The 19,864-nt window shown below is 53.1% G+C and carries 21 protein-coding genes; 16 read left to right on the forward strand and 5 right to left on the reverse strand.

All coding sequences use genetic code 11. From position 1 onward, the window contains the following. Positions 1–129 precede the first annotated feature (129 nt). Genes leuS through nadD form a run of 4 tightly spaced genes read left to right on the forward strand, consistent with a single transcriptional unit; the run spans position 130 to position 4,991 of the window. Positions 130–2,712 (forward strand): leucine--tRNA ligase, encoded by a 2,583-nt coding sequence (leuS, locus tag ACLJPE_RS07940; RefSeq protein ID WP_023254415.1) that lies wholly within the window; start codon positions 130–132, stop codon positions 2,710–2,712. 14 nt (positions 2,713–2,726) lie between these two features. After that, a complete protein-coding gene (gene lptE, locus ACLJPE_RS07945) occupies positions 2,727–3,317 on the forward strand; it encodes an LPS assembly lipoprotein LptE (RefSeq protein ID WP_001269950.1) in 591 nt (196 codons plus the stop codon). Next, positions 3,317–4,348: a DNA polymerase III subunit delta gene (gene holA / locus ACLJPE_RS07950; RefSeq protein WP_000620491.1), complete on the forward strand. Its 1,032-nt coding sequence runs from the start codon at positions 3,317–3,319 to the stop codon at positions 4,346–4,348. The genes lptE and holA overlap by 1 nt, the downstream gene beginning before the upstream one ends. A gap of 1 nt (position 4,349) precedes the next feature. Continuing rightward, positions 4,350–4,991 (forward strand): nicotinate-nucleotide adenylyltransferase, encoded by a 642-nt coding sequence (gene nadD / locus ACLJPE_RS07955; RefSeq protein ID WP_023137128.1) that lies wholly within the window; start codon positions 4,350–4,352, stop codon positions 4,989–4,991. On the opposite strand, the gene cobD is transcribed toward nadD, so the two are convergent. Continuing rightward, positions 4,966–6,060: a threonine-phosphate decarboxylase CobD gene (cobD, locus tag ACLJPE_RS07960; protein WP_023212926.1), complete on the reverse strand. Its 1,095-nt coding sequence runs from the start codon at positions 6,058–6,060 to the stop codon at positions 4,966–4,968. The two genes, nadD and cobD, sit on opposite strands and share 26 nt — an antisense overlap. A gap of 96 nt (positions 6,061–6,156) precedes the next feature. On the opposite strand from cobD, the gene ACLJPE_RS07965 reads away from it, so the two are divergent. The 11 genes from ACLJPE_RS07965 to lipA all read left to right on the forward strand — a co-directional run bounded on the left by ACLJPE_RS07965 (position 6,157) and on the right by lipA (position 16,961). After that, positions 6,157–6,765 carry an adenosylcobalamin/alpha-ribazole phosphatase gene (locus ACLJPE_RS07965; protein WP_001241923.1) on the forward strand — a complete coding sequence of 203 codons (609 nt, stop codon included), beginning with the start codon at positions 6,157–6,159 and terminating at the stop codon, positions 6,763–6,765. Between the two features lie 327 nt (positions 6,766–7,092). Further along, on the forward strand, positions 7,093–7,410 hold the full coding sequence (rsfS, locus tag ACLJPE_RS07970) for a ribosome silencing factor (protein ID WP_001161670.1): 318 nt from the start codon (positions 7,093–7,095) through the stop codon (positions 7,408–7,410). Between the two features lie 3 nt (positions 7,411–7,413). Then, positions 7,414–7,881: a 23S rRNA (pseudouridine(1915)-N(3))-methyltransferase RlmH gene (gene rlmH, locus ACLJPE_RS07975; protein WP_023215216.1), complete on the forward strand. Its 468-nt coding sequence runs from the start codon at positions 7,414–7,416 to the stop codon at positions 7,879–7,881. 30 nt (positions 7,882–7,911) lie between these two features. Then, positions 7,912–9,813, forward strand: a complete 1,902-nt coding sequence (mrdA, locus tag ACLJPE_RS07980; RefSeq protein WP_000828700.1) for a peptidoglycan DD-transpeptidase MrdA — start codon at positions 7,912–7,914, stop codon at positions 9,811–9,813. Between the two features lie 2 nt (positions 9,814–9,815). Then, on the forward strand, positions 9,816–10,928 hold the full coding sequence (mrdB, locus tag ACLJPE_RS07985; RefSeq protein ID WP_000131713.1) for a peptidoglycan glycosyltransferase MrdB: 1,113 nt from the start codon (positions 9,816–9,818) through the stop codon (positions 10,926–10,928). Between the two features lie 10 nt (positions 10,929–10,938). Continuing rightward, positions 10,939–12,072 carry an endolytic peptidoglycan transglycosylase RlpA gene (rlpA, locus tag ACLJPE_RS07990; protein WP_001529015.1) on the forward strand — a complete coding sequence of 378 codons (1,134 nt, stop codon included), beginning with the start codon at positions 10,939–10,941 and terminating at the stop codon, positions 12,070–12,072. Positions 12,073–12,211: 139 nt separating this feature from the next. Beyond that, a complete protein-coding gene (dacA, locus tag ACLJPE_RS07995; RefSeq protein ID WP_000858711.1) occupies positions 12,212–13,423 on the forward strand; it encodes a D-alanyl-D-alanine carboxypeptidase DacA in 1,212 nt (403 codons plus the stop codon). Between the two features lie 107 nt (positions 13,424–13,530). Further along, entirely contained in the window at positions 13,531–13,794 is a 264-nt protein-coding gene (gene ybeD / locus ACLJPE_RS08000) for a DUF493 family protein YbeD (protein ID WP_000850547.1), read from the forward strand. 99 nt (positions 13,795–13,893) lie between these two features. Next, entirely contained in the window at positions 13,894–14,535 is a 642-nt protein-coding gene (gene lipB / locus ACLJPE_RS08005; protein WP_000284012.1) for a lipoyl(octanoyl) transferase LipB, read from the forward strand. 301 nt (positions 14,536–14,836) lie between these two features. Then, positions 14,837–15,790, forward strand: coding sequence for a YbeF family transcriptional regulator (locus tag ACLJPE_RS08010; RefSeq protein WP_001282817.1), 954 nt, complete (start codon positions 14,837–14,839; stop codon positions 15,788–15,790). A gap of 205 nt (positions 15,791–15,995) precedes the next feature. Further along, positions 15,996–16,961: a lipoyl synthase gene (gene lipA / locus ACLJPE_RS08015; protein ID WP_000042640.1), complete on the forward strand. Its 966-nt coding sequence runs from the start codon at positions 15,996–15,998 to the stop codon at positions 16,959–16,961. Positions 16,962–17,046: 85 nt separating this feature from the next. Here the strand turns inward: lipA and tatE are convergent, their stop codons facing one another. After that, positions 17,047–17,250 carry a twin-arginine translocase subunit TatE gene (gene tatE / locus ACLJPE_RS08020; RefSeq protein ID WP_000503938.1) on the reverse strand — a complete coding sequence of 68 codons (204 nt, stop codon included), beginning with the start codon at positions 17,248–17,250 and terminating at the stop codon, positions 17,047–17,049. Positions 17,251–17,378: 128 nt separating this feature from the next. Next, positions 17,379–18,167, reverse strand: coding sequence for a deaminated glutathione amidase (locus ACLJPE_RS08025; RefSeq protein ID WP_000495793.1), 789 nt, complete (start codon positions 18,165–18,167; stop codon positions 17,379–17,381). A 90-nt stretch (positions 18,168–18,257) separates the two neighbouring features. Here ACLJPE_RS08025 and crcB point away from each other — a divergent pair, with 90 nt between their 5' ends. After that, positions 18,258–18,641 (forward strand): fluoride efflux transporter CrcB, encoded by a 384-nt coding sequence (crcB, locus tag ACLJPE_RS08030; protein ID WP_000939753.1) that lies wholly within the window; start codon positions 18,258–18,260, stop codon positions 18,639–18,641. A 59-nt stretch (positions 18,642–18,700) separates the two neighbouring features. On the opposite strand, the gene cspE is transcribed toward crcB, so the two are convergent. Both cspE and pagP read right to left on the reverse strand, forming a co-directional pair. Further along, complete coding sequence (gene cspE / locus ACLJPE_RS08035) at positions 18,701–18,910, reverse strand: transcription antiterminator/RNA stability regulator CspE (RefSeq protein ID WP_000034826.1); 210 nt, start codon at positions 18,908–18,910, stop codon at positions 18,701–18,703. Positions 18,911–19,097: 187 nt separating this feature from the next. Then, entirely contained in the window at positions 19,098–19,670 is a 573-nt protein-coding gene (pagP, locus tag ACLJPE_RS08040) for a lipid IV(A) palmitoyltransferase PagP (RefSeq protein WP_001623090.1), read from the reverse strand. Between the last annotated feature and the right edge of the window lie 194 nt (positions 19,671–19,864).

Genomic DNA, 19,864 nt, shown 5'->3' on the forward strand with positions numbered 1-19,864 from the left:
TGAACGCCTGGGGCGACAAATGTTCTACCCCCTGTTTTGACGTGCGTGTTTGGGCTATGCTATGCGGATCTAAACACCACCTCTAAAGCTACATTTGTAGCTGTATCGAAAACAGGACTACTGGCTGCCATGCAAGAGCAATACCGCCCGGAAGAGATAGAATCCAAAGTACAGCTTCACTGGGATGAGAAGCGCACATTTGAAGTGACCGAAGACGAGAGCAAAGAGAAGTATTACTGCCTGTCGATGCTTCCCTATCCTTCTGGCCGACTACACATGGGCCACGTACGTAACTACACCATCGGCGACGTGGTTGCCCGCTACCAGCGTATGCTGGGCAAAAACGTGCTGCAGCCAATCGGCTGGGACGCCTTCGGCCTGCCGGCGGAAGGCGCGGCGGTGAAGAACAACACCGCGCCGGCGCCGTGGACGTACGACAACATCGCGTACATGAAAAACCAGCTCAAAACGCTGGGTTTTGGCTATGACTGGAGCCGTGAAATCGCGACCTGCACCCCGGAATACTACCGTTGGGAACAGAAATTCTTCACCGAGCTGTATAAAAAAGGCCTGGTGTACAAGAAGACTTCTGCCGTTAACTGGTGCCCGAACGATCAGACCGTTCTCGCCAACGAACAGGTGATCGACGGCTGCTGCTGGCGTTGCGACACCAAAGTTGAGCGTAAAGAGATCCCACAGTGGTTTATCAAAATCACCGCTTACGCAGACGAGCTGTTGCGCGATCTGGATAAGCTGGACCACTGGCCTGATACCGTAAAAACGATGCAGCGCAACTGGATTGGCCGCTCTGAAGGCGTGGAAATCACCTTCGATGTGAAGGGTTACGATAACACCCTGACCGTCTATACCACCCGTCCGGATACCTTTATGGGCGCCACTTACCTGGCGGTGGCCGCCGGTCATCCGCTGGCGCAAAAAGCGGCGGCGAACAACGCCGAGCTGGCGGCGTTCATCGACGAATGCCGTAACACCAAAGTGGCCGAAGCCGAAATGGCGACCATGGAGAAAAAAGGCGTCGACACCGGCTTTAAAGCGATTCATCCGTTAACTGGCGAAGAGATCCCGGTCTGGGCGGCAAACTTTGTCCTGATGGAGTACGGCACTGGCGCGGTGATGGCCGTTCCGGGTCACGATCAGCGCGACTACGAATTTGCCTCCAAATACGGTTTGACCATCAAGCCGGTGATTCTGGCCGCCGACGGTTCCGAGCCGGATCTTTCCGAACAGGCGCTGACCGAAAAAGGCGTGCTGTTTAACTCCGGCGAGTTTGACGGCCTGGCCTTTGAAGCAGCGTTTAACGCCATTGCCGATAAACTGGCGGAAAAAGGCGTCGGCGAGCGTAAAGTGAACTACCGTCTGCGTGACTGGGGCGTTTCCCGTCAGCGTTACTGGGGCGCGCCGATCCCGATGGTCACCCTGGAAGACGGCACCGTGCTGCCGACGCCGGAAGATCAACTGCCGGTTATTTTGCCGGAAGATGTCGTCATGGACGGCATCACCAGCCCGATCAAGGCCGATCCTGAGTGGGCGAAAACCACCGTTAACGGTATGCCGGCGCTGCGTGAAACCGACACCTTCGACACCTTTATGGAATCGTCATGGTACTACGCGCGTTACACCTGCCCGCAGTATCAGGAAGGAATGCTGGATTCGAAAGCGGCAAACTACTGGCTGCCAGTCGACATCTACATCGGCGGTATTGAACATGCCATCATGCACCTGCTCTACTTCCGCTTCTTCCATAAGCTGATGCGCGATGCGGGCATGGTCACCTCTGACGAGCCGGCTAAACAGTTGCTGTGCCAGGGCATGGTACTGGCGGATGCGTTCTATTATGTCGGTGAGAACGGCGAACGTAACTGGGTTTCGCCAGTTGACGCTATCGTCGAGCGCGATGAAAAAGGCCGCATCGTCAAAGCAAAAGACGCAGCGGGTCATGAGCTGGTCTACACTGGCATGAGTAAAATGTCCAAGTCGAAAAATAACGGTATCGACCCGCAGGTAATGGTTGAACGTTATGGCGCGGACACGGTACGCCTGTTTATGATGTTCGCTTCTCCGGCGGATATGACTCTGGAATGGCAGGAGTCCGGCGTAGAAGGCGCAAACCGCTTTATTAAACGTGTCTGGAAGCTGGTTTACGAACACACCGCTAAAGGTTCTGTCGCGGCGCTGAACGTCGATGCGCTGAGCGAAGATCAAAAAGCGCTGCGTCGCGATGTGCATAAAACCATTGCCAAAGTGACCGATGATATCGGCCGCCGTCAGACGTTCAACACCGCCATTGCGGCGATCATGGAGTTGATGAACAAACTGGCGAAAGCCCCGCAGGAAGGCGAACAAGACCGCGCACTGCTTCAGGAAGCGCTGCAGGCCGTCGTGCGTATGCTTAACCCGTTCACCCCGCACGTCTGCTTTACCTTGTGGCAGGAACTGGGTGGCGAAGGCGATATCGACAACGCGCCGTGGCCGGTTGCCGACGAGCAGGCAATGGTGGAAAACACCACGCTGGTTGTCGTGCAGGTTAACGGTAAAGTTCGCGGTAAGATCACCGTTGCGGTGGATGCCACTGAAGAACAGGTGCGTGAACGTGCAGGCCAGGAACATCTGGTGGCAAAATATCTTGATGGCGTTACCGTGCGTAAAGTGATTTACGTTCCGGGTAAACTCCTCAATCTGGTTGTTGGCTAAGCGCGGGAGGAAGCGTGCGATATCTGGTAACACTGTTGTTATCTCTGGCGGTGCTGGTCACCGCCGGATGCGGCTGGCATCTGCGTAGCACTACGCAGGTTCCGGCTTCAATGAAAACGATGATCCTCGATTCAGGCGATCCGAACGGTCCGCTAAGTCGTGCGGTACGTAATCAGTTACGGCTGAATAACGTAAACCTGCTTGATAAAGACACAACGCGCAAAGACGTTCCGTCTCTGCGGCTTGGAACGGTGACTATTTCGCAGGATACGGCGTCAGTGTTCCAGGATGGCCAGACGGCGGAATATCAGATGGTAATGACCGTCAATGCCTCGGTATTGATTCCGGGCCATGACATCTATCCTATCAGCACGAAAGTGTACCGTTCGTTCTTCGATAACCCGCAGATGGCGTTGGCGAAGGATAACGAGCAGGCCATGATCGTTCAGGAGATGTACGACAAAGCCGCTGAACAGCTGATTCGTAAGCTGACCAGCGTCCGCGCGGCGGATATTCAGGCGACGAAAGAGGAGGCTACCGCCGACAATGAGACGGCGGCGCCCGCCTCTACGCCAGCACGCGTCTCCACTACGCTGAGTAACTAATGATCAGGTTGTATCCTGAACAACTCCGCGCGCAGCTCAACGAAGGGCTGCGTGCGGCATATTTATTATTGGGCAACGATCCGCTGCTGCTGCAGGAAAGTCAGGACGCTATTCGTCTGGCGGCTGCGTCGCAAGGCTTCGAAGAGCACCACGCTTTTACTCTCGATCCCAGTACCGACTGGGGATCGCTTTTCTCACTCTGCCAGGCGATGAGTCTGTTCGCCAGTCGTCAAACGCTGGTGCTGCAACTGCCGGAAAACGGGCCTAACGCGGCAATGAATGAGCAACTCGCCACGCTGAGCGAGCTGCTGCATGACGACCTGTTATTAATAGTACGCGGAAACAAGCTCACCAAAGCGCAGGAAAACGCCGCCTGGTATACCGCGCTGGCAGACCGTAGCGTTCAGGTCAGTTGTCAGACGCCGGAGCAGGCGCAGCTTCCCCGCTGGGTGGCCGCCAGAGCGAAAGCACAGAATTTGCAACTGGATGACGCCGCGAACCAACTGCTGTGCTATTGCTATGAGGGCAATCTGTTGGCGCTGGCGCAGGCGCTGGAACGGCTGTCGCTGCTTTGGCCTGACGGTAAGTTAACGCTTCCTCGCGTGGAGCAGGCCGTCAATGACGCCGCCCACTTTACCCCTTTCCACTGGGTGGATGCGTTACTGATGGGGAAAAGCAAACGCGCGCTGCATATTCTGCAACAGCTACGCCTTGAAGGCAGCGAGCCGGTCATTCTGCTGCGGACCCTCCAGCGAGAGCTGCTGCTGCTGGTAAATCTCAAACGTCAGTCCGCGCATACGCCGTTACGCGCGCTGTTTGATAAACACCGGGTCTGGCAAAACCGTCGCCCCATGATCGGCGACGCGTTGCAGCGTCTCCATCCTGCACAGCTTCGCCAGGCCGTGCAGTTACTGACGCGTACAGAAATTACGCTCAAACAGGATTATGGTCAGTCAGTATGGGCAGATCTTGAAGGGCTGTCGCTCCTGCTCTGCCATAAGGCGCTGGCAGACGTATTTATTGATGGGTGATATGAAATCGTTACAGGCTTTATTCGGCGGCACCTTTGATCCGGTGCATTATGGACATCTTAAACCTGTTGAAACGCTGGCGAATCTGATCGGCTTATCGCGGGTGATTATTATGCCTAACAATGTGCCGCCGCATCGCCCCCAGCCGGAAGCTTCCAGCGCGCAGCGTAAATATATGCTGGAGCTGGCTATCGCCGATAAGCCGCTTTTTACGCTGGATGAACGCGAGCTACAGCGAAACGCGCCCTCTTACACTGCGCAAACGTTGAAAGCATGGCGCGAAGAACAGGGTCCCGAAGCGCCGCTGGCGTTTATTATCGGCCAGGACTCTCTGCTTAACTTCCCCACCTGGCATGATTACGACACCATCCTTGATAACACTCACCTGATCGTTTGTCGTCGTCCGGGCTATCCCCTTGAAATGACGCAGGCGCAACACCAGCAGTGGCTGGAACAGCATCTGACCCATACGCCGGACGATCTGCACCAGTTGCCAGCCGGTAAAATTTACCTGGCGGAAACGCCCTGGCTTAATATCTCCGCAACCCTCATCCGCGAACGTCTGGAAAAAGGCGAATCCTGCGACGATCTGTTGCCGGAAAACGTGCTGAACTACATCAATCAGCAGGGGTTATACCAGTAAGCACATTGCGCAGCGCCGACAGCAGACGCTCGTTTTGCGCAGTGCTGCGTATCGCCACACGATAATAGCGGCTGTCCAGCCCCGGGTAGTTAGCGCAGCTACGGATTAAAATCCGCTGCGTCAGCAACCGTCGCTGCAGGTCAATATCCTCTCGCTCACAGCGTAGCAACAGATAGTTTGCCCGCCCGGGATAGACCGTCAGCAGGGGGAGCTGACAAAGCGCCTGATAAAACCGGGCGCCCTCCTCCCGTAACCAATGCCAGGTCGCCTGTTGCCAGGCGCTATCCTGTAACGCTACCTCACCGGCAAGCGCCGCCAGCGCGTTAACCGACCACGGCATTTGTTGGCGACGCATCCGCGCCACCGCCGCGTCATCGCTGTTGACGAGATATCCCAACCGCAGGCCGGGAATGGCATAAAATTTGGTCAGCGAACGCAGCACCCAGATATGTGGATTATCTTTAAGAGCAGGAATAAAGCCCGCCTCATGCGGAATAAAATCGATAAACGCTTCATCCAGGATCAGGTTAATGTTCAGCGATTTGCAGCGATCGGCAATGGCCTGTAATAACTGCCGCTCCGGCAGCAGGCCGGTAGGATTATTGGGCGTACACAGAAACAGGCAGTCCAGATCGGGCGTCAACGCCTCAAGAATGGCATCGGTAAGCTGCCAGCCATCCGCTTCGCGTAGAGACCAACGACGAATTTCACAGCCACTTTGCGCCAGCGCCCGGCCATACTCCGCGAAACCTGGCGTGACAATCATTGCACGACGCGGTTTAAGACCGCTCGCCACGGTAAAGATTGACTCCGTCTCGCCATTTCCCGCCAGTATCCACGATGCCGGCACCTGATGATGACGCGCCAGCGCCTGGTGCAAATGAAAATAATCGGCGTCCGGGTAGCGCTCAATGCAGTCCAGATTGTCGATAAGCGCGCGTTTCACGCTGACAGGCATACCCAGCGGATTAATGTTTGCGCTAAAATCCAGTAACTGGTCAGGCGAGATGCCCAACACCGTCGCGGCTTCCCGAATATTACCGCCATGCGCGCTGTTGAATAACGCCATTATGCCTCCGGCCAAAAAATGCTATTTTAGTGAAAAAAACGTTGCGCAATCAGGGGCATTATCATGTTTTGCGCATTTAACCTCATGAGGAATACCATGCGATTGTGGCTGGTGCGTCATGGCGAAACCGAGGCCAATGTCGCCGGGTTGTATAGCGGACATGCTCCCACGCCGTTAACGGAAAAAGGGATTGGCCAGGCGAAAACGCTACATACTTTATTGCGCCACGCGCCATTTGACCGGGTGTTATGCAGCGAGCTGGAGCGCGCGCGCCATACCGCCCGGCTCGTACTGGAGGGCCGGGATGTGCCGCAACACATCTTACCTGAGCTTAATGAGATGTACTTCGGCGACTGGGAAATGCGCCATCACCGCGACCTCACCCATGAAGATGCCGAAAGCTATGCCGCCTGGTGTACGGACTGGCAGAATGCGGTTCCGACCAATGGCGAGGGTTTTCAGGCTTTTACCCGGCGCGTAGAGCGCTTTATCTCGCGACTCGACGCGTTTAGCGATTGCCAGAACCTGCTGATCGTCAGCCATCAGGGCGTACTCAGCCTGTTGATTGCCCGTCTGCTCGCGATGCCCGCCGCCTCGCTATGGCATTTCCGGGTAGAACAGGGATGCTGGAGCGCAATCGACCTGTGCGAAGGGTTCGCTACCCTGAAAGTATTAAATAGTCGTGCAGTCTGGCGGCCTGAGTGATGAATTTTCCGTTTTTTCTCGCCGCAGTGGTTTCGCCCATTGACAGCCCCCGACAGGCTGTTATTCTCCGCAGCCAGGCTTTTTTCACCTTGCAGAGCTTTGCAGAAATTGTTTTACAAAAATGGCGATGCTTTCTGTGACGTGGGATGGGATGATAATCTGGTTTTAAACGCCGATCCGGCGACATAAGTCCCGGTATCGCCGCTGATTCAGGTATACTACACGGCGTCCCGCCGGAAGGTTAGCGTTAACTCGCAACGCCTTACCGGTCCAGCCTGTTGGCCTTTTTCTATCGTTATAACGCAATTATTCACCCAGGGGGAAAACTTGCAGGGTAAAGCACTCCAGGATTTTGTTATCGACAAAATTGATGACCTGAAAGGTCAGGACATCATCGCCTTAGATGTTCAGGGTAAATCCAGTATCACCGACTGTATGATTATTTGTACCGGCACCTCCAGCCGTCACGTTATGTCTATTGCCGACCACGTGGTGCAGTCGTCGCGCGCGGCCGGTATGTTGCCGTTGGGCGTCGAAGGCGAAAATGCGGCTGACTGGATTGTCGTCGATCTGGGCGATGTGATTGTGCATGTCATGCAGGAAGAAAGTCGCCGCCTGTATGAACTGGAAAAACTCTGGAGTTAATGCGTGAAGCTGCAACTTGTCGCTGTCGGCACGAAGATGCCCGACTGGGTTCAAACGGGATTTACGGAATATCTGCGTCGTTTTCCGAAAGATATGCCCTTTGAGCTGATCGAAATCCCTGCGGGCAAACGCGGCAAGAACGCGGATATCAAACGCATTCTCGACAAAGAGGGCGAGCAGATGCTGGCCGCCGCCGGTAAGAATCGCATTGTTACCCTGGATATTCCAGGCAAGCCGTGGGATACGCCGCAGTTAGCCAATGAGCTGGAGCGCTGGAAACAGGACGGGCGCGACGTCAGTTTGCTGATTGGCGGCCCGGAAGGATTATCTCCCACCTGCAAAGCGGCAGCGGAACAGAGCTGGTCGCTCTCGGCGTTAACGCTCCCTCACCCGCTGGTTCGGGTTCTGGTTGCGGAGAGTTTGTACCGGGCGTGGAGCATCACAACCAACCACCCTTATCACCGTGAGTGATCGTGAAGTCTTGAGAAGATTAAGCAGCGGATGAAACGACAAAATTCTTTTCGTGACTATACGGCTGAGTCCGCACTGTTTGTGCGTCGGGCGCTGGTCGCCTTTTTGGGTATTTTGCTGCTGACCGGCGTACTGATCGCCAATTTGTATAATCTGCAAATCCTTCGTTTTACCGATTACCAGACCCGCTCGAACGAAAACCGTATCAAGCTGGTGCCAATTGCGCCAAGCCGCGGGATAATCTACGACCGTAACGGCATTCCCCTTGCGCTGAACCGCACTATCTATCAGATTGAAATGATGCCGGAAAAGGTGGATAACGTTCAGCAAACGCTGGATGCGCTACGCAGTGTGGTCGATTTAAACGACGACGATATCGCCGCCTTTAAAAAAGAGCGCGCCCGATCCCATCGCTTTACTTCTATTCCGGTGAAAACAAACCTGACGGAAGTTCAGGTCGCGCGCTTTGCCGTCAACCAGTACCGTTTTCCGGGCGTTGAAGTCAAAGGCTATAAACGCCGCTATTATCCATACGGATCGGCGCTGACCCACGTTATCGGCTACGTATCGAAAATCAATGATAAAGACGTCGAGCGTCTCGACAGAGAAAACAAACTGGCAAACTACGCCGCCACCCATGACATCGGCAAGCTGGGCATTGAGCGCTACTATGAAGATATTCTGCATGGGCAAACCGGTTATGAAGAGGTTGAAGTCAACAACCGCGGCCGCGTCATTCGCCAGCTCAAAGAGGTGCCGCCGCAGGCCGGACACGATATCTACCTGACGCTGGATCTCAAGCTCCAGCAGTATATTGAAACGCTGCTGGCAGGCAGTCGCGCGGCGGTGATTGTCACCGATCCGCGTACCGGCGGCGTGCTGTCGCTGGTCTCCATGCCAAGTTACGACCCTAACCTTTTCGTGGACGGCATCTCCAGCAAAGATTACTCCGGGCTGCTTAACGACCCGAACACGCCATTAGTGAACCGTGCGACTCAGGGTGTCTACCCACCCGCTTCTACCGTTAAGCCTTACGTCGCCGTATCGGCGTTAAGCGCTGGCGTCATCACCCGTAACACCAGTCTTTTCGACCCTGGCTGGTGGCAGTTGCCGGGGTCTGAGAAACGTTATCGCGACTGGAAAAAATGGGGCCACGGGCATCTGAATATCACCAAATCCCTTGAAGAGTCGGCGGATACCTTCTTCTATCAGGTGGCCTATGACATGGGGATCGATCGCCTGTCAGAATGGATGGGTAAGTTCGGCTATGGTCACTATACCGGAATTGATCTCGCAGAAGAGCGCTCTGGTAATATGCCGACCCGCGAGTGGAAACAGAAACGCTTTAAAAAACCGTGGTATCAGGGCGATACGATTCCGGTGGGCATCGGCCAGGGTTACTGGACGGCAACGCCGATTCAGATGAGTAAGGCGCTGATGATCCTTATTAACGACGGTGTAGTTAAAGTCCCGCACCTGTTAATGAGCACCGCGGAAAACGGTAAACAGGTGCCGTGGGTACAGCCGCATGAGCCGCCGGTGGGCGATATTCACTCCGGCTACTGGGAAATTGCGAAAGATGGCATGTATGGCGTCGCCAACCGCCCTAACGGCACGGCGCATAAATATTTTGCCAGCGCGCCCTATAAAATCGCGGCGAAGTCGGGCACCGCGCAGGTCTTTGGCCTGAAGGCCAACGAAACGTACAATGCGCATAAAATCGCCGAGCGCCTGCGCGACCATAAATTAATGACCGCCTTTGCGCCGTATAACAATCCCCAGGTCGCCGTCGCGATCATCCTTGAAAACGGCGGCGCAGGCCCGGCAGTAGGCACGATCATGCGCCAAATCCTTGATCACATCATGCTGGGCGACAACAACACCCATTTGCCTGCGGAAAACCCGGTGGTTGCAGCGGCGGAGGACCAATAATCATGACGGATAATCCGAACAAAAAAACCTTCTGGGATAAAATTCATATCGATCCCACGATGCTACTCATTCTGCTGGCGTTACTGGTTTACAGCGCATTGGTCATCTGGAGCGCCAGCGGCCAGGACATCGGCATGATGGAGCGTAAAATCGGTCAGATTGCGATGGGGCTGGTGGTTATGGTGGTGATGGCGCAGATCCCGCCGCGCGTATATGAAGGCTGGGCGCCCTATCTCTATATCATTTGTATCATTTTGCTGGTCGCCGTTGATGCCTTCGGCGCAATATCCAAAGGCGCGCAGCGCTGGCTCGATCTGGGAATCGTTCGCTTTCAGCCTTCGGAAATAGCCAAAATCGCCGTGCCGCTGATGGTCGCCCGCTTTATTAACCGCGACGTCTGCCCGCCCTCGCTGAAAAATACCGCCATCGCCCTGGTATTAATCTTTATGCCTACCCTGCTGGTTGCCGCCCAGCCGGACCTCGGGACGTCTATTTTGGTCGCCCTTTCCGGTCTCTTTGTCCTATTTTTGTCTGGTCTGAGCTGGCGCTTAATTGGGGTCGCCATTGTATTGATCGCTGCATTTATTCCTATTTTGTGGTTTTTCCTGATGCACGATTACCAACGCCAGCGCGTCATGATGCTCCTTGATCCGGAGACCGATCCGCTGGGCGCGGGCTATCATATTATTCAGTCTAAAATCGCCATTGGCTCAGGCGGCCTGCGCGGTAAAGGCTGGCTCCACGGCACCCAGTCGCAGCTGGAGTTTTTACCCGAACGCCATACCGACTTTATCTTCGCGGTACTGGCGGAAGAGCTCGGTCTGGTGGGCATCCTGATTCTGCTCGCGCTCTATATTTTGCTGATAATGCGCGGTCTGTGGATTGCCGCCAGAGCGCAAACTACATTTGGTCGCGTGATGGCTGGCGGATTAATGTTAATATTATTCGTTTATGTCTTCGTAAATATTGGTATGGTGAGCGGTATTCTGCCTGTGGTTGGAGTACCTTTACCCCTGGTCAGCTACGGGGGCTCCGCACTGATTGTGCTGATGGCCGGGTTCGGGATTGTGATGTCGATCCACACCCACAGAAAAATGTTGTCGAAAAGCGTATAAGGGGTGCGCAATGCGTAAGCAGTTGCCTGTAATCTGCGTCGCGGCAGGGATAGTACTACTCGCGGCATGTACTAATGACGGCGGTCAGCAGCAAACCACCGTCGCGCCGCAACCTGCGGTATGTAATGGTCCGACTGTGGAAATCAGCGGAGCGGAACCGCGTTATGAACCTCTGAATCCGACCGCAAACCAGGATTATCAGCGTGACGGTAAAAGTTATAAAATCGTTCAGGACCCGTCCCGCTTTAGCCAGGCTGGCCTGGCCGCTATTTATGATGCGGAACCCGGCAGTAATTTAACCGCCTCCGGGGAGATGTTCGATCCGATGCAGCTTACCGCCGCCCATCCGACACTGCCTATCCCCAGCTATGCGCGAATCACCAACCTGGCCAACGGTCGCATGATCGTCGTGCGTATTAACGATCGCGGCCCCTATGGCACCGATCGGGTCATCTCCCTGTCCCGCGCAGCGGCGGATCGTCTGAATACCTCGAATAATACTAAAGTACGGATTGACCCCATTATCGTGGCGCCGGATGGTTCGCTCTCCGGCCCGGGGATGGCCTGTACGACGGTGGCGAAACAGACCTACGCTCTGCCCCCGCGCCCTGATTTAAGCGGCGGAATGGGAAGCGCCTCTTCAGCGCCTGCGCAACCGCAAGGCGACGTGCTTCCGGTCAGCAATGCCACGTTGAAAAGTGACGATACCACCGGCGCGCCGGTGAGCAGCAGCGGCTTCCTCGGCGCGCCGACCACGCTGGCGCCTGGCGTGCTGGAGGGTAATGAACCGACGCCGGCGCCACAGCCAGCGCCGGTTTCCGCGCCGGTGACGGCTCCAGCGACTGCGACGCCGGTTAGCGCGCCTGCCGCCACGGCCCCGGTATCTGCCCCGGTGAGCGCGCCTGTCGCCGCGGCGAGCGGCCGTTTCGTCGTCCAGGTCGGCGCCGTCAGCGATCAAACGCGTGCGCAGCAATACCAACAGCGTTTAAGCCAGCAGTTCAGCGTACCAGGACGCGTAATACAAAACGGCGCGGTCTGGCGTATTCAACTGGGGCCTTTTGCCAGTAAAGCCGAAGCCAGCGCGTTACAGCAACGTTTGCAAACAGAAGCACAATTACAGTCCTTTATCGCCAGCGCGCAGTAACCGATCGCAGGTATCTGTACTGTCAATTTCTGTAAATGACATTAACAAAGTCACGCGGAAAGTCAGATGCCTGCCAGTTATGCTTTTGCTATAGTAGGGCTCTTTTTTTAATTTCATCACGGACGTCGTAGTTCAGACCATGAAGACCACTTTTTCCGCTCGTTTTATGCAGCGCATGGCGCTCACCACGGCGCTTTGTGCCGCGTTTATCTCAACCGCACATGCCGATGACCTGAATATCAAAACTATGATCCCGGGTGTTCCGCAGATCGATGCGGAATCCTACATCCTGATCGACTACAACTCCGGTAAAGTTCTGGCGGAACAAAACGCCGACGAACGTCGCGACCCGGCGAGTCTGACGAAGATGATGACCAGTTACGTCATCGGACAGGCAATGAAAGCGGGTAAATTTAAAGAAACCGACCTGGTTACCGTCGGTAATGACGCCTGGGCCACCGGCAATCCGGTATTTAAAGGCTCCTCGCTGATGTTCCTCAAGCCGGGAATGCAGGTACCGGTCTCTCAGTTGATACGCGGCATCAATCTGCAATCCGGCAATGACGCCTGTGTGGCAATGGCTGATTTCGCCGCCGGTAGCCAGGATGCTTTCGTCGGGCTGATGAATAGCTATGTGAACGCGTTAGGGCTGAAAAATACCCACTTCCAGACCGTACACGGCCTGGACGCCGACGGACAATACAGTTCAGCTCGCGATATGGCGCTGATTGGTCAGGCGTTAATTCGCGATGTGCCTAACGAATATGCCGTTTATAAAGAAAAAGAGTTCACCTTTAACGGCATTCGCCAGTTAAACCGTAACGGTCTGCTGTGGGATAACAGCCTGAATGTGGACGGCATCAAAACCGGCCATACCAGCAAAGCGGGCTATAATCTGGTCGCTTCCGCAACCGAAGGCCAGATGCGATTGATTTCCGCCGTGATGGGCGGACGGACCTATAAAGGCCGTGAAACAGAAAGCAAAAAACTGCTGACGTGGGGCTTCCGTTTCTTTGAAACCGTTAATCCGCTGAAGGCTGGTAAAGAGTTCGCCTCTGAACCCGCCTGGTTTGGTAATACCGATCGCGCCTCGCTGGGCGTCGATAAAGACGTTTACCTGACGATCCCTCGCGGTCGCATGAAAGATTTGAAAGCGAGCTATGTACTGAATACCGCAGAACTGCACGCGCCTCTGCAGAAAAACCAGGTGGTCGGCACCATCAACTTCCAGCTGGACGGTAAAACCATCGAGCAGCGTCCGCTGGTCGTACTGCAAGAGATCCCGGAAGGGAACTTCTTCGGTAAAATCATTGATTACATTAAATTAATGTTCCATCACTGGTTTGGATAAAAATTGAACGCTTGAAAGTGTGATTTTCGTCCCCATATACTATGCATCAGTAAAACTCCCGCCTTGTGGCGGGAGTTGTTATTTTTTTACGTAATGCCGGAGCTGACATGAAAACCAAACTTAACGAACTGCTTGAATTCCCTACGCCATTTACTTACAAAGTAATGGGGCAGGCGTTACCTGAGCTGGTTGATCAGGTGGTTGAAGTGGTACAGCGCCATGCGCCTGGTGATTACTCTCCGACGGTAAAACCGAGCAGCAAAGGCAACTACCACTCGGTCTCTATCACCATTAATGCCACCCATATTGAACAGGTTGAAACGCTGTACGAAGAACTGGGCAATATTGATATCGTGCGAATGGTATTGTAATACATCCAGACGGTTACCCGGTCTTATCCGGGTAACTCCCCGCCTCCCCCGCTGTGATATACTTTCCTCTCTTTTTTCATTCTCTACGGAGATGCCGTTTTGTATCAGGATAAAATCCTTGTCCGCCAGCTCGGCCTTCAGCCCTATGAAGCTATCTCTCAGGCCATGCATAACTTTACCGATATGCGCGATGAAAACAGCCATGATGAAATCTGGTTGGTTGAGCATTACCCGGTGTTTACCCAGGGCCAGGCCGGTAAAGCGGAACATATATTGATGCCTGGCGATATTCCCGTTGTGCAGAGCGATCGTGGAGGACAGGTGACCTATCATGGTCCGGGCCAACAGGTAATGTACGTTTTACTTAACCTGAAACGACGTAAACTGGGCGTGCGTGATTTAGTCACCCTACTTGAACAGACCGTGGTGAATACGCTGGCTGAAATTGGTATTGAGGCGCATCCGCGCGCCGATGCGCCGGGCGTCTATGTGGGTGAAAAGAAAATCTGCTCGCTGGGTTTACGTATCCGTCGCGGCTGCTCATTCCACGGTTTAGCGCTAAACGTTAACATGGATCTTTCTCCTTTCCTACGTATCAACCCGTGTGGTTATGCCGGCATGGAAATGGCTAAAATAACGCAGTGGAAGAAAGACGCTACCACAGATAATATTGCGCCCCGCTTGCTGGCGAATATTTTAGCTCTGCTAAATAATCCACCGTATGAATATATTGCTGCTTAATGCGTAAAATATAATGGCCCAAGAAATTTATGGGTCATTAATCATATATGATTTGAATGCTTTACTTCTCCCCCCGCTTTCTATATTTTCGTTATATCCCTGCTGTAGCCGCCAGGCGGCATGGCCTCTTCAGTCCTCATGATGAGGAATTTTCCGTGAACAAAATCCCGGCCTTGCTGTTACTTATCTTATTGAAATGACTTAAAATACATTCATAAGAGTAATTTTAAAACCAACTCATAAATGCAAAATATACTATTTCATCTATTATTCATAATACGAATGAATTCGGAGCCAGAGCGTGAGTGATAATAATCAGGCAGAAAGACAACCGGCCGATCAACATCTACAAGACAAACCGCAAATTTTCAGAACACTGAGAAATATTGACCTCAATCTGTTGACGATTTTCGAGGCCGTATATGTCCATAAAGGGATCGTCAATGCCGCGAAAATTCTTAACCTGACGCCGTCAGCCATCAGCCAGTCCATTCAAAAATTACGGACTATATTTCCCGATCCGCTGTTTATTCGCAAAGGCCAGGGCGTAACGCCCACGACGTATGCTACGCATCTGCACGAATACATCAGCCAGGGGCTGGAATCTATTCTTGGCGCCCTGGATCTTACGGGCAGCTACGATAAGCAGCGTACCATTACAATTGGCACGACGCCTTCGGTCGGCGCGCTAGTGATGCCGATTATTTACCAGGCCATCAGGCCGCGTTATCCTCAGCTTTTGCTGCGCAACATTCCGGTAGACGATGCCGAAAGCCAGCTTAGTCAGTTTCAGACCGATCTCATTATCAATACCCATAGCTATAACAACCGGAGCATCCAGCATCACGTCCTGTTTAGCGATACGCTTGAGATTGTCTGCCGCCAGCATCACCCATGTCTGGCGAACGCCATTACTGAAGAGAGACTGAACAGCGCGGATCACACCTTTCTGATGCTGGAGGGACAACATCTTTCCCTACTGCGCCAGCGACTGCAGGAGACATTTCCCGATCAGCAAATCAGTTTTAGCAGCTACAATATTTTTACCATTGCCTCGCTGATCGCCAGCAGCGATCTGCTGGGACTGATGCCCACCCGCTTCTACGACTTATTTAGCCGCTGCTGGCCGCTTGAACGCCTTCCCTACGCGCCAGTGAATAGTGAACAGGTCGAGTTCTCGCTGCATTACAATAAACTGAGTCTGCGCGATCCGGTGCTGGAGAACGTCATTGATATCATTCGTGAGGCGTTCTGACAAAAATGTTGCATTCAGGTCACGGAAGATATGGGCAAACAGCACAAAACAACAACTATTTTACATTTTGCCGGGCTGTCAGGCTGCTTTATGGCCCTTATCAATGATATACTGCGTGTCACAAATTCAAAAATAGTTGATAAATACAACTTTCCCTTGAATTGAAACGCTTTCCTTCGTTATTCGCAACTGGAACACGCACGCTATGAGTAAACCCATTGTGATGGAACGCGGTGTAAAATACCGCGATGCCGATAAGATGGCTCTTATCCCGGTTAAAAATGTGGTCACAGAGCGCGACGCTCTACTACGTAAACCGGAATGGATGAAAATAAAACTTCCGGCGGATTCTACCCGTATCCAGGGCATCAAAGCCGCAATGCGCAAAAATGGCCTGCATTCTGTCTGCGAGGAAGCGTCTTGCCCAAACCTGGCTGAATGTTTCAACCACGGCACCGCTACGTTTATGATCCTTGGCGCCATTTGCACTCGCCGCTGTCCGTTCTGTGATGTCGCCCATGGCCGCCCCGTTGCGCCGGATGCGGAAGAGCCGCAGAAACTGGCGCAAACGATCGCCGACATGGCGCTACGCTATGTGGTCATCACCTCTGTCGACCGTGACGATCTGCGTGACGGCGGCGCCCAGCATTTTGCTGACTGCATCACCGCTATCCGTGCCAAAAGCCCGGAGATAAAAATAGAGACCCTGGTGCCAGACTTCCGTGGACGTATGGATCGCGCGCTGGATATTCTTAACGCGACGCCGCCGGATGTGTTTAACCACAACCTGGAAAACGTGCCGCGTATTTACCGCCAGGTTCGTCCGGGCGCCGATTACAACTGGTCGCTGAAATTACTGGAACGCTTCAAAGAAGCGCACCCGGAAATTCCGACAAAATCGGGCCTGATGGTGGGCTTAGGCGAAACCAATGCGGAAATCATTGAGGTTATGCGCGACTTACGCCGTCATGGCGTCACCATGCTGACGCTTGGTCAGTATCTACAGCCAAGCCGCCATCACCTGCCGGTACAGCGTTATGTCAGCCCGGAAGAGTTTGACGAGATGAAAGCGGAAGCCCTGGCGATGGGCTTTACCCATGCCGCCTGTGGCCCCTTTGTACGTTCTTCGTACCATGCTGATCTCCAGGCCAAAGGCATGGAAGTGAAATGATCGTGTAATAGACGCTTACATTTCAGGCAAAAAAAACCGGCAACTTGCCGGTTTTTTTACTCTGCGGAGCAAGCGCATCGCGCTATTACTCTTTGTGCGAGAGTTTTTCAGCCTGAACGCTACCGTCGACGTCTTTCTTAACGCCCGCGTCTTCATCGTTCATTGCTTTCTTGAATCCTTTAATCGCCGTGCCCAGGTCTCCGCCCAGCGTACGTAACTTCTTGGTACCAAACAGCAGAACAACCAGTGCGGCAACCACCAGCAGTTTGGTAATACTAATCTCACCCATAGATACCTTCTTCACTAAAAACAGGCTGCGTAACGCGCCGGATTAACCTGAGAATATTAACGGTCTTTCGACGCGCGCACACAATAGCAATCTGTAACAAGGTGAATCAAGCTTTGCGTAAAAAAACATCATAATAATTGCGGTGGCGCAAATCGTCGTTGCTGCAAAAGAGGAAGTTGCTCCCGCACCTGGTCTATTCGTTCTCTGAATATTTCCGCGACGATCAGCGCCGGACGATCGGCTGCTGCGGCTATCGTTACCCCCAACGGATCGATAATACGACTTTGACCAATATTACGATTACCACACTCCCCGGCCGCAATCATATAGCAGGTGGTATCCAGCGCTCTCGCCGCCAGCAGCGTCGACCACTGCTGCTCTTTCAACGGGCCGCGAACCCAGCCCGTCGGCAGCGCCAATACGTCAGCCCCCTGTAAAGCCAGCGCTAACGCCATGTCAGGAAAGCGCAGGTCATAACAGGTCATAAGCCCCACCTTAACCCCCTCCACGTCCAGCACAGGCGCGATAGCGGTTCCGGCATCAATACTTTGGGATTCTTGCATCGAAAACGCATCATAGAGATGCAGCTTCGCGTAACGCGCGACAATGTGACCTGCCCGTAGCGCCACCAGCATATTAACCGCCCGTCCAGGCGTTGACGGGACAAGGATAGTGAATATCGTCGTCATATTATTATGAGCGCTTTCTTCCTGAAGCCGCGTCATAAACGCGCCATCCAGCGGCTGCGCGGCGCGAATCGGCAGGTCAAGGTCGATGTCATCTCGCGCTAATATCCCCTCAGGCAGCACCAGAAGCGATACGCCGCGGCCCGCCGCCTGAGCCATTAACGAAACGCAAACTTGCGCATTCTTTTCCCATACAGAACTCACCACAAACTGCCCGGCTGCAACGAACATATCCCCTCCCACACCTCTGTCAGGACTCGCCAATTATGCGTGTTCGGCGTTACACTCCTCCTGTATAGCAATTAAATAAAGGATTCGGCAGTGTTACAGCTTCTTTTAGCAGTTTTTATCGGCGGTGGAACGGGGAGCGTAGCCCGGTGGATGCTAAGTATGCGTTTTAATCCGCTTCATCAGGCGATTCCCATCGGTACGCTAACAGCAAATTTGCTTGGCGCGTTTATTATCGGCATGGGGTTCGCCTGGTTTAACCGCATGACACATATCGATCCGATGTGGAAAGTGCTCATTACGACCGGCTTTTGCGGCGGCCTGACGACCTTTTCTACTTTTTCTGCTGAAGTGGTATTCTTGCTGCAAGAGGGGCGCTTTGGCTGGGCGCTGCTGAATGTGCTGATTAACCTGTTGGGTTCGTTTGCCATGACAGCGCTGGCATTCTGGCTATTTTCCGCCGCAGCGGCGCGTTAAGCGCAAAAAAAAAACCCGCCGAAAGGGCGGGTTTTGAAATCTTGCTGTCGGACGTATGCTTACAGAGCAGTTACGTTTGCAGCGGAAGGGCCTTTGGCACCGTTAGTGATTTCGAACTCTACGCGCTGACCTTCAGCCAGAGTTTTAAAACCATTGGTCTGGATTGCAGAGAAGTGTACGAACACGTCTTTGCTGCCATCTTCCGGAGTAATGAAACCGAATCCTTTGGATTCATTAAACCACTTAACGTTACCTTTAATCTTAGACATCAAAATTACCTTTACATGAAAAATAGACACAAATGCTGTGTCGGATACCAGTACAACAATTGTGATGCATTTTGTCCAGTCGAACTTTGCGAAAAAGTGATAAATATCGCGTTAATTTTTAGTTAACCCTGTCTACTTATTGTTTTTTAAGGCTTTTTTATTCACAACTGAAGCATGCCCTTCCCCGTCAAAACTGGAAACGCATCCAGGCGAAATAGACGTTTCCGTTGTTATACGAACCCGGAATGTAGGTCATCTGAAAGGTAGCGGGACCATAGCCTATCGACGCTAAAGGCAACAGTACAGGGATGGGAATATAATTCCAGTTGTCGCGCGCGGTAACGCCTGCGGTAAAGCCCAGTCCCAGACGAAAATTATCGTCTTCCAGCGGTCGCCAGGTTTTTTCCCAGCCATAACCGCCTATGGGTTCCCATTTGTTAAATGAATCTTTAAAGGCCATCATATAGAGGCCATGCCAGTTGCCTTTGTCGTCCCAGCGCGACTGACCAAAACCAACGCCCCACGGCCGCTCGTTATAGCGATCCGTTTTCTCTTTATCGTAGGCAAAGCGCGCATGCCAGGTAATGGCGGGGACATACAAATCATAATGCTCAGGCTGTCGCCACGTTTCTGCGACGTTATCGGTAAACGTGTTAAACCACCCTTTATCCGCCGCAGAGACTGAAGGAATAGCCAGCCATGGCATAACAAGGAGAGCAATAATAAGAAAATACTTTCTGATAATCATCACAACAGCCATACCGTTCAAAAATTCGACCGTGATAATAACAACATTAACCTGAATAAAATCTTAACAAACTATAAACAGAGAATAATCTGAGAAAGTATCGGGTTAACGGCGTTTGATTTAGCACTCAGAACCGTCGCGCTCTCCTTACTAAGTTTTCACAAAAAACACAAAACAAAGCACAACAAACAAAACAATAAAATAAC

Source organism: Salmonella sp. SAL04196 (assembly GCF_046550835.1).
In the GTDB taxonomy this organism is placed as follows: domain Bacteria; phylum Pseudomonadota; class Gammaproteobacteria; order Enterobacterales; family Enterobacteriaceae; genus Salmonella; species Salmonella enterica.

What these genes read in the sequence shown, in the direction of transcription:
- leuS (WP_023254415.1), top strand. Translation starts at nt 130, where the DNA reads ATGCAAGAGCAATACCGCCCGGAAGAGATAGAATCCAAAGTACAGCTT.
- holA (WP_000620491.1), top strand. Translation starts at nt 3,317, where the DNA reads ATGATCAGGTTGTATCCTGAACAACTCCGCGCGCAGCTCAACGAAGGG.
- nadD (WP_023137128.1), top strand. Translation starts at nt 4,350, where the DNA reads ATGAAATCGTTACAGGCTTTATTCGGCGGCACCTTTGATCCGGTGCAT.
- cobD (WP_023212926.1), bottom strand. Translation starts at nt 6,060, where the DNA reads ATGGCGTTATTCAACAGCGCGCATGGCGGTAATATTCGGGAAGCCGCG.
- ACLJPE_RS07965 (WP_001241923.1), top strand. Translation starts at nt 6,157, where the DNA reads ATGCGATTGTGGCTGGTGCGTCATGGCGAAACCGAGGCCAATGTCGCC.
- mrdA (WP_000828700.1), top strand. Translation starts at nt 7,912, where the DNA reads ATGAAACGACAAAATTCTTTTCGTGACTATACGGCTGAGTCCGCACTG.
- mrdB (WP_000131713.1), top strand. Translation starts at nt 9,816, where the DNA reads ATGACGGATAATCCGAACAAAAAAACCTTCTGGGATAAAATTCATATC.
- rlpA (WP_001529015.1), top strand. Translation starts at nt 10,939, where the DNA reads ATGCGTAAGCAGTTGCCTGTAATCTGCGTCGCGGCAGGGATAGTACTA.
- dacA (WP_000858711.1), top strand. Translation starts at nt 12,212, where the DNA reads ATGAAGACCACTTTTTCCGCTCGTTTTATGCAGCGCATGGCGCTCACC.
- ybeD (WP_000850547.1), top strand. Translation starts at nt 13,531, where the DNA reads ATGAAAACCAAACTTAACGAACTGCTTGAATTCCCTACGCCATTTACT.
- lipA (WP_000042640.1), top strand. Translation starts at nt 15,996, where the DNA reads ATGAGTAAACCCATTGTGATGGAACGCGGTGTAAAATACCGCGATGCC.
- tatE (WP_000503938.1), bottom strand. Translation starts at nt 17,250, where the DNA reads ATGGGTGAGATTAGTATTACCAAACTGCTGGTGGTTGCCGCACTGGTT.
- ACLJPE_RS08025 (WP_000495793.1), bottom strand. Translation starts at nt 18,167, where the DNA reads ATGTTCGTTGCAGCCGGGCAGTTTGTGGTGAGTTCTGTATGGGAAAAG.
- cspE (WP_000034826.1), bottom strand. Translation starts at nt 18,910, where the DNA reads ATGTCTAAGATTAAAGGTAACGTTAAGTGGTTTAATGAATCCAAAGGA.
- pagP (WP_001623090.1), bottom strand. Translation starts at nt 19,670, where the DNA reads ATGGCTGTTGTGATGATTATCAGAAAGTATTTTCTTATTATTGCTCTC.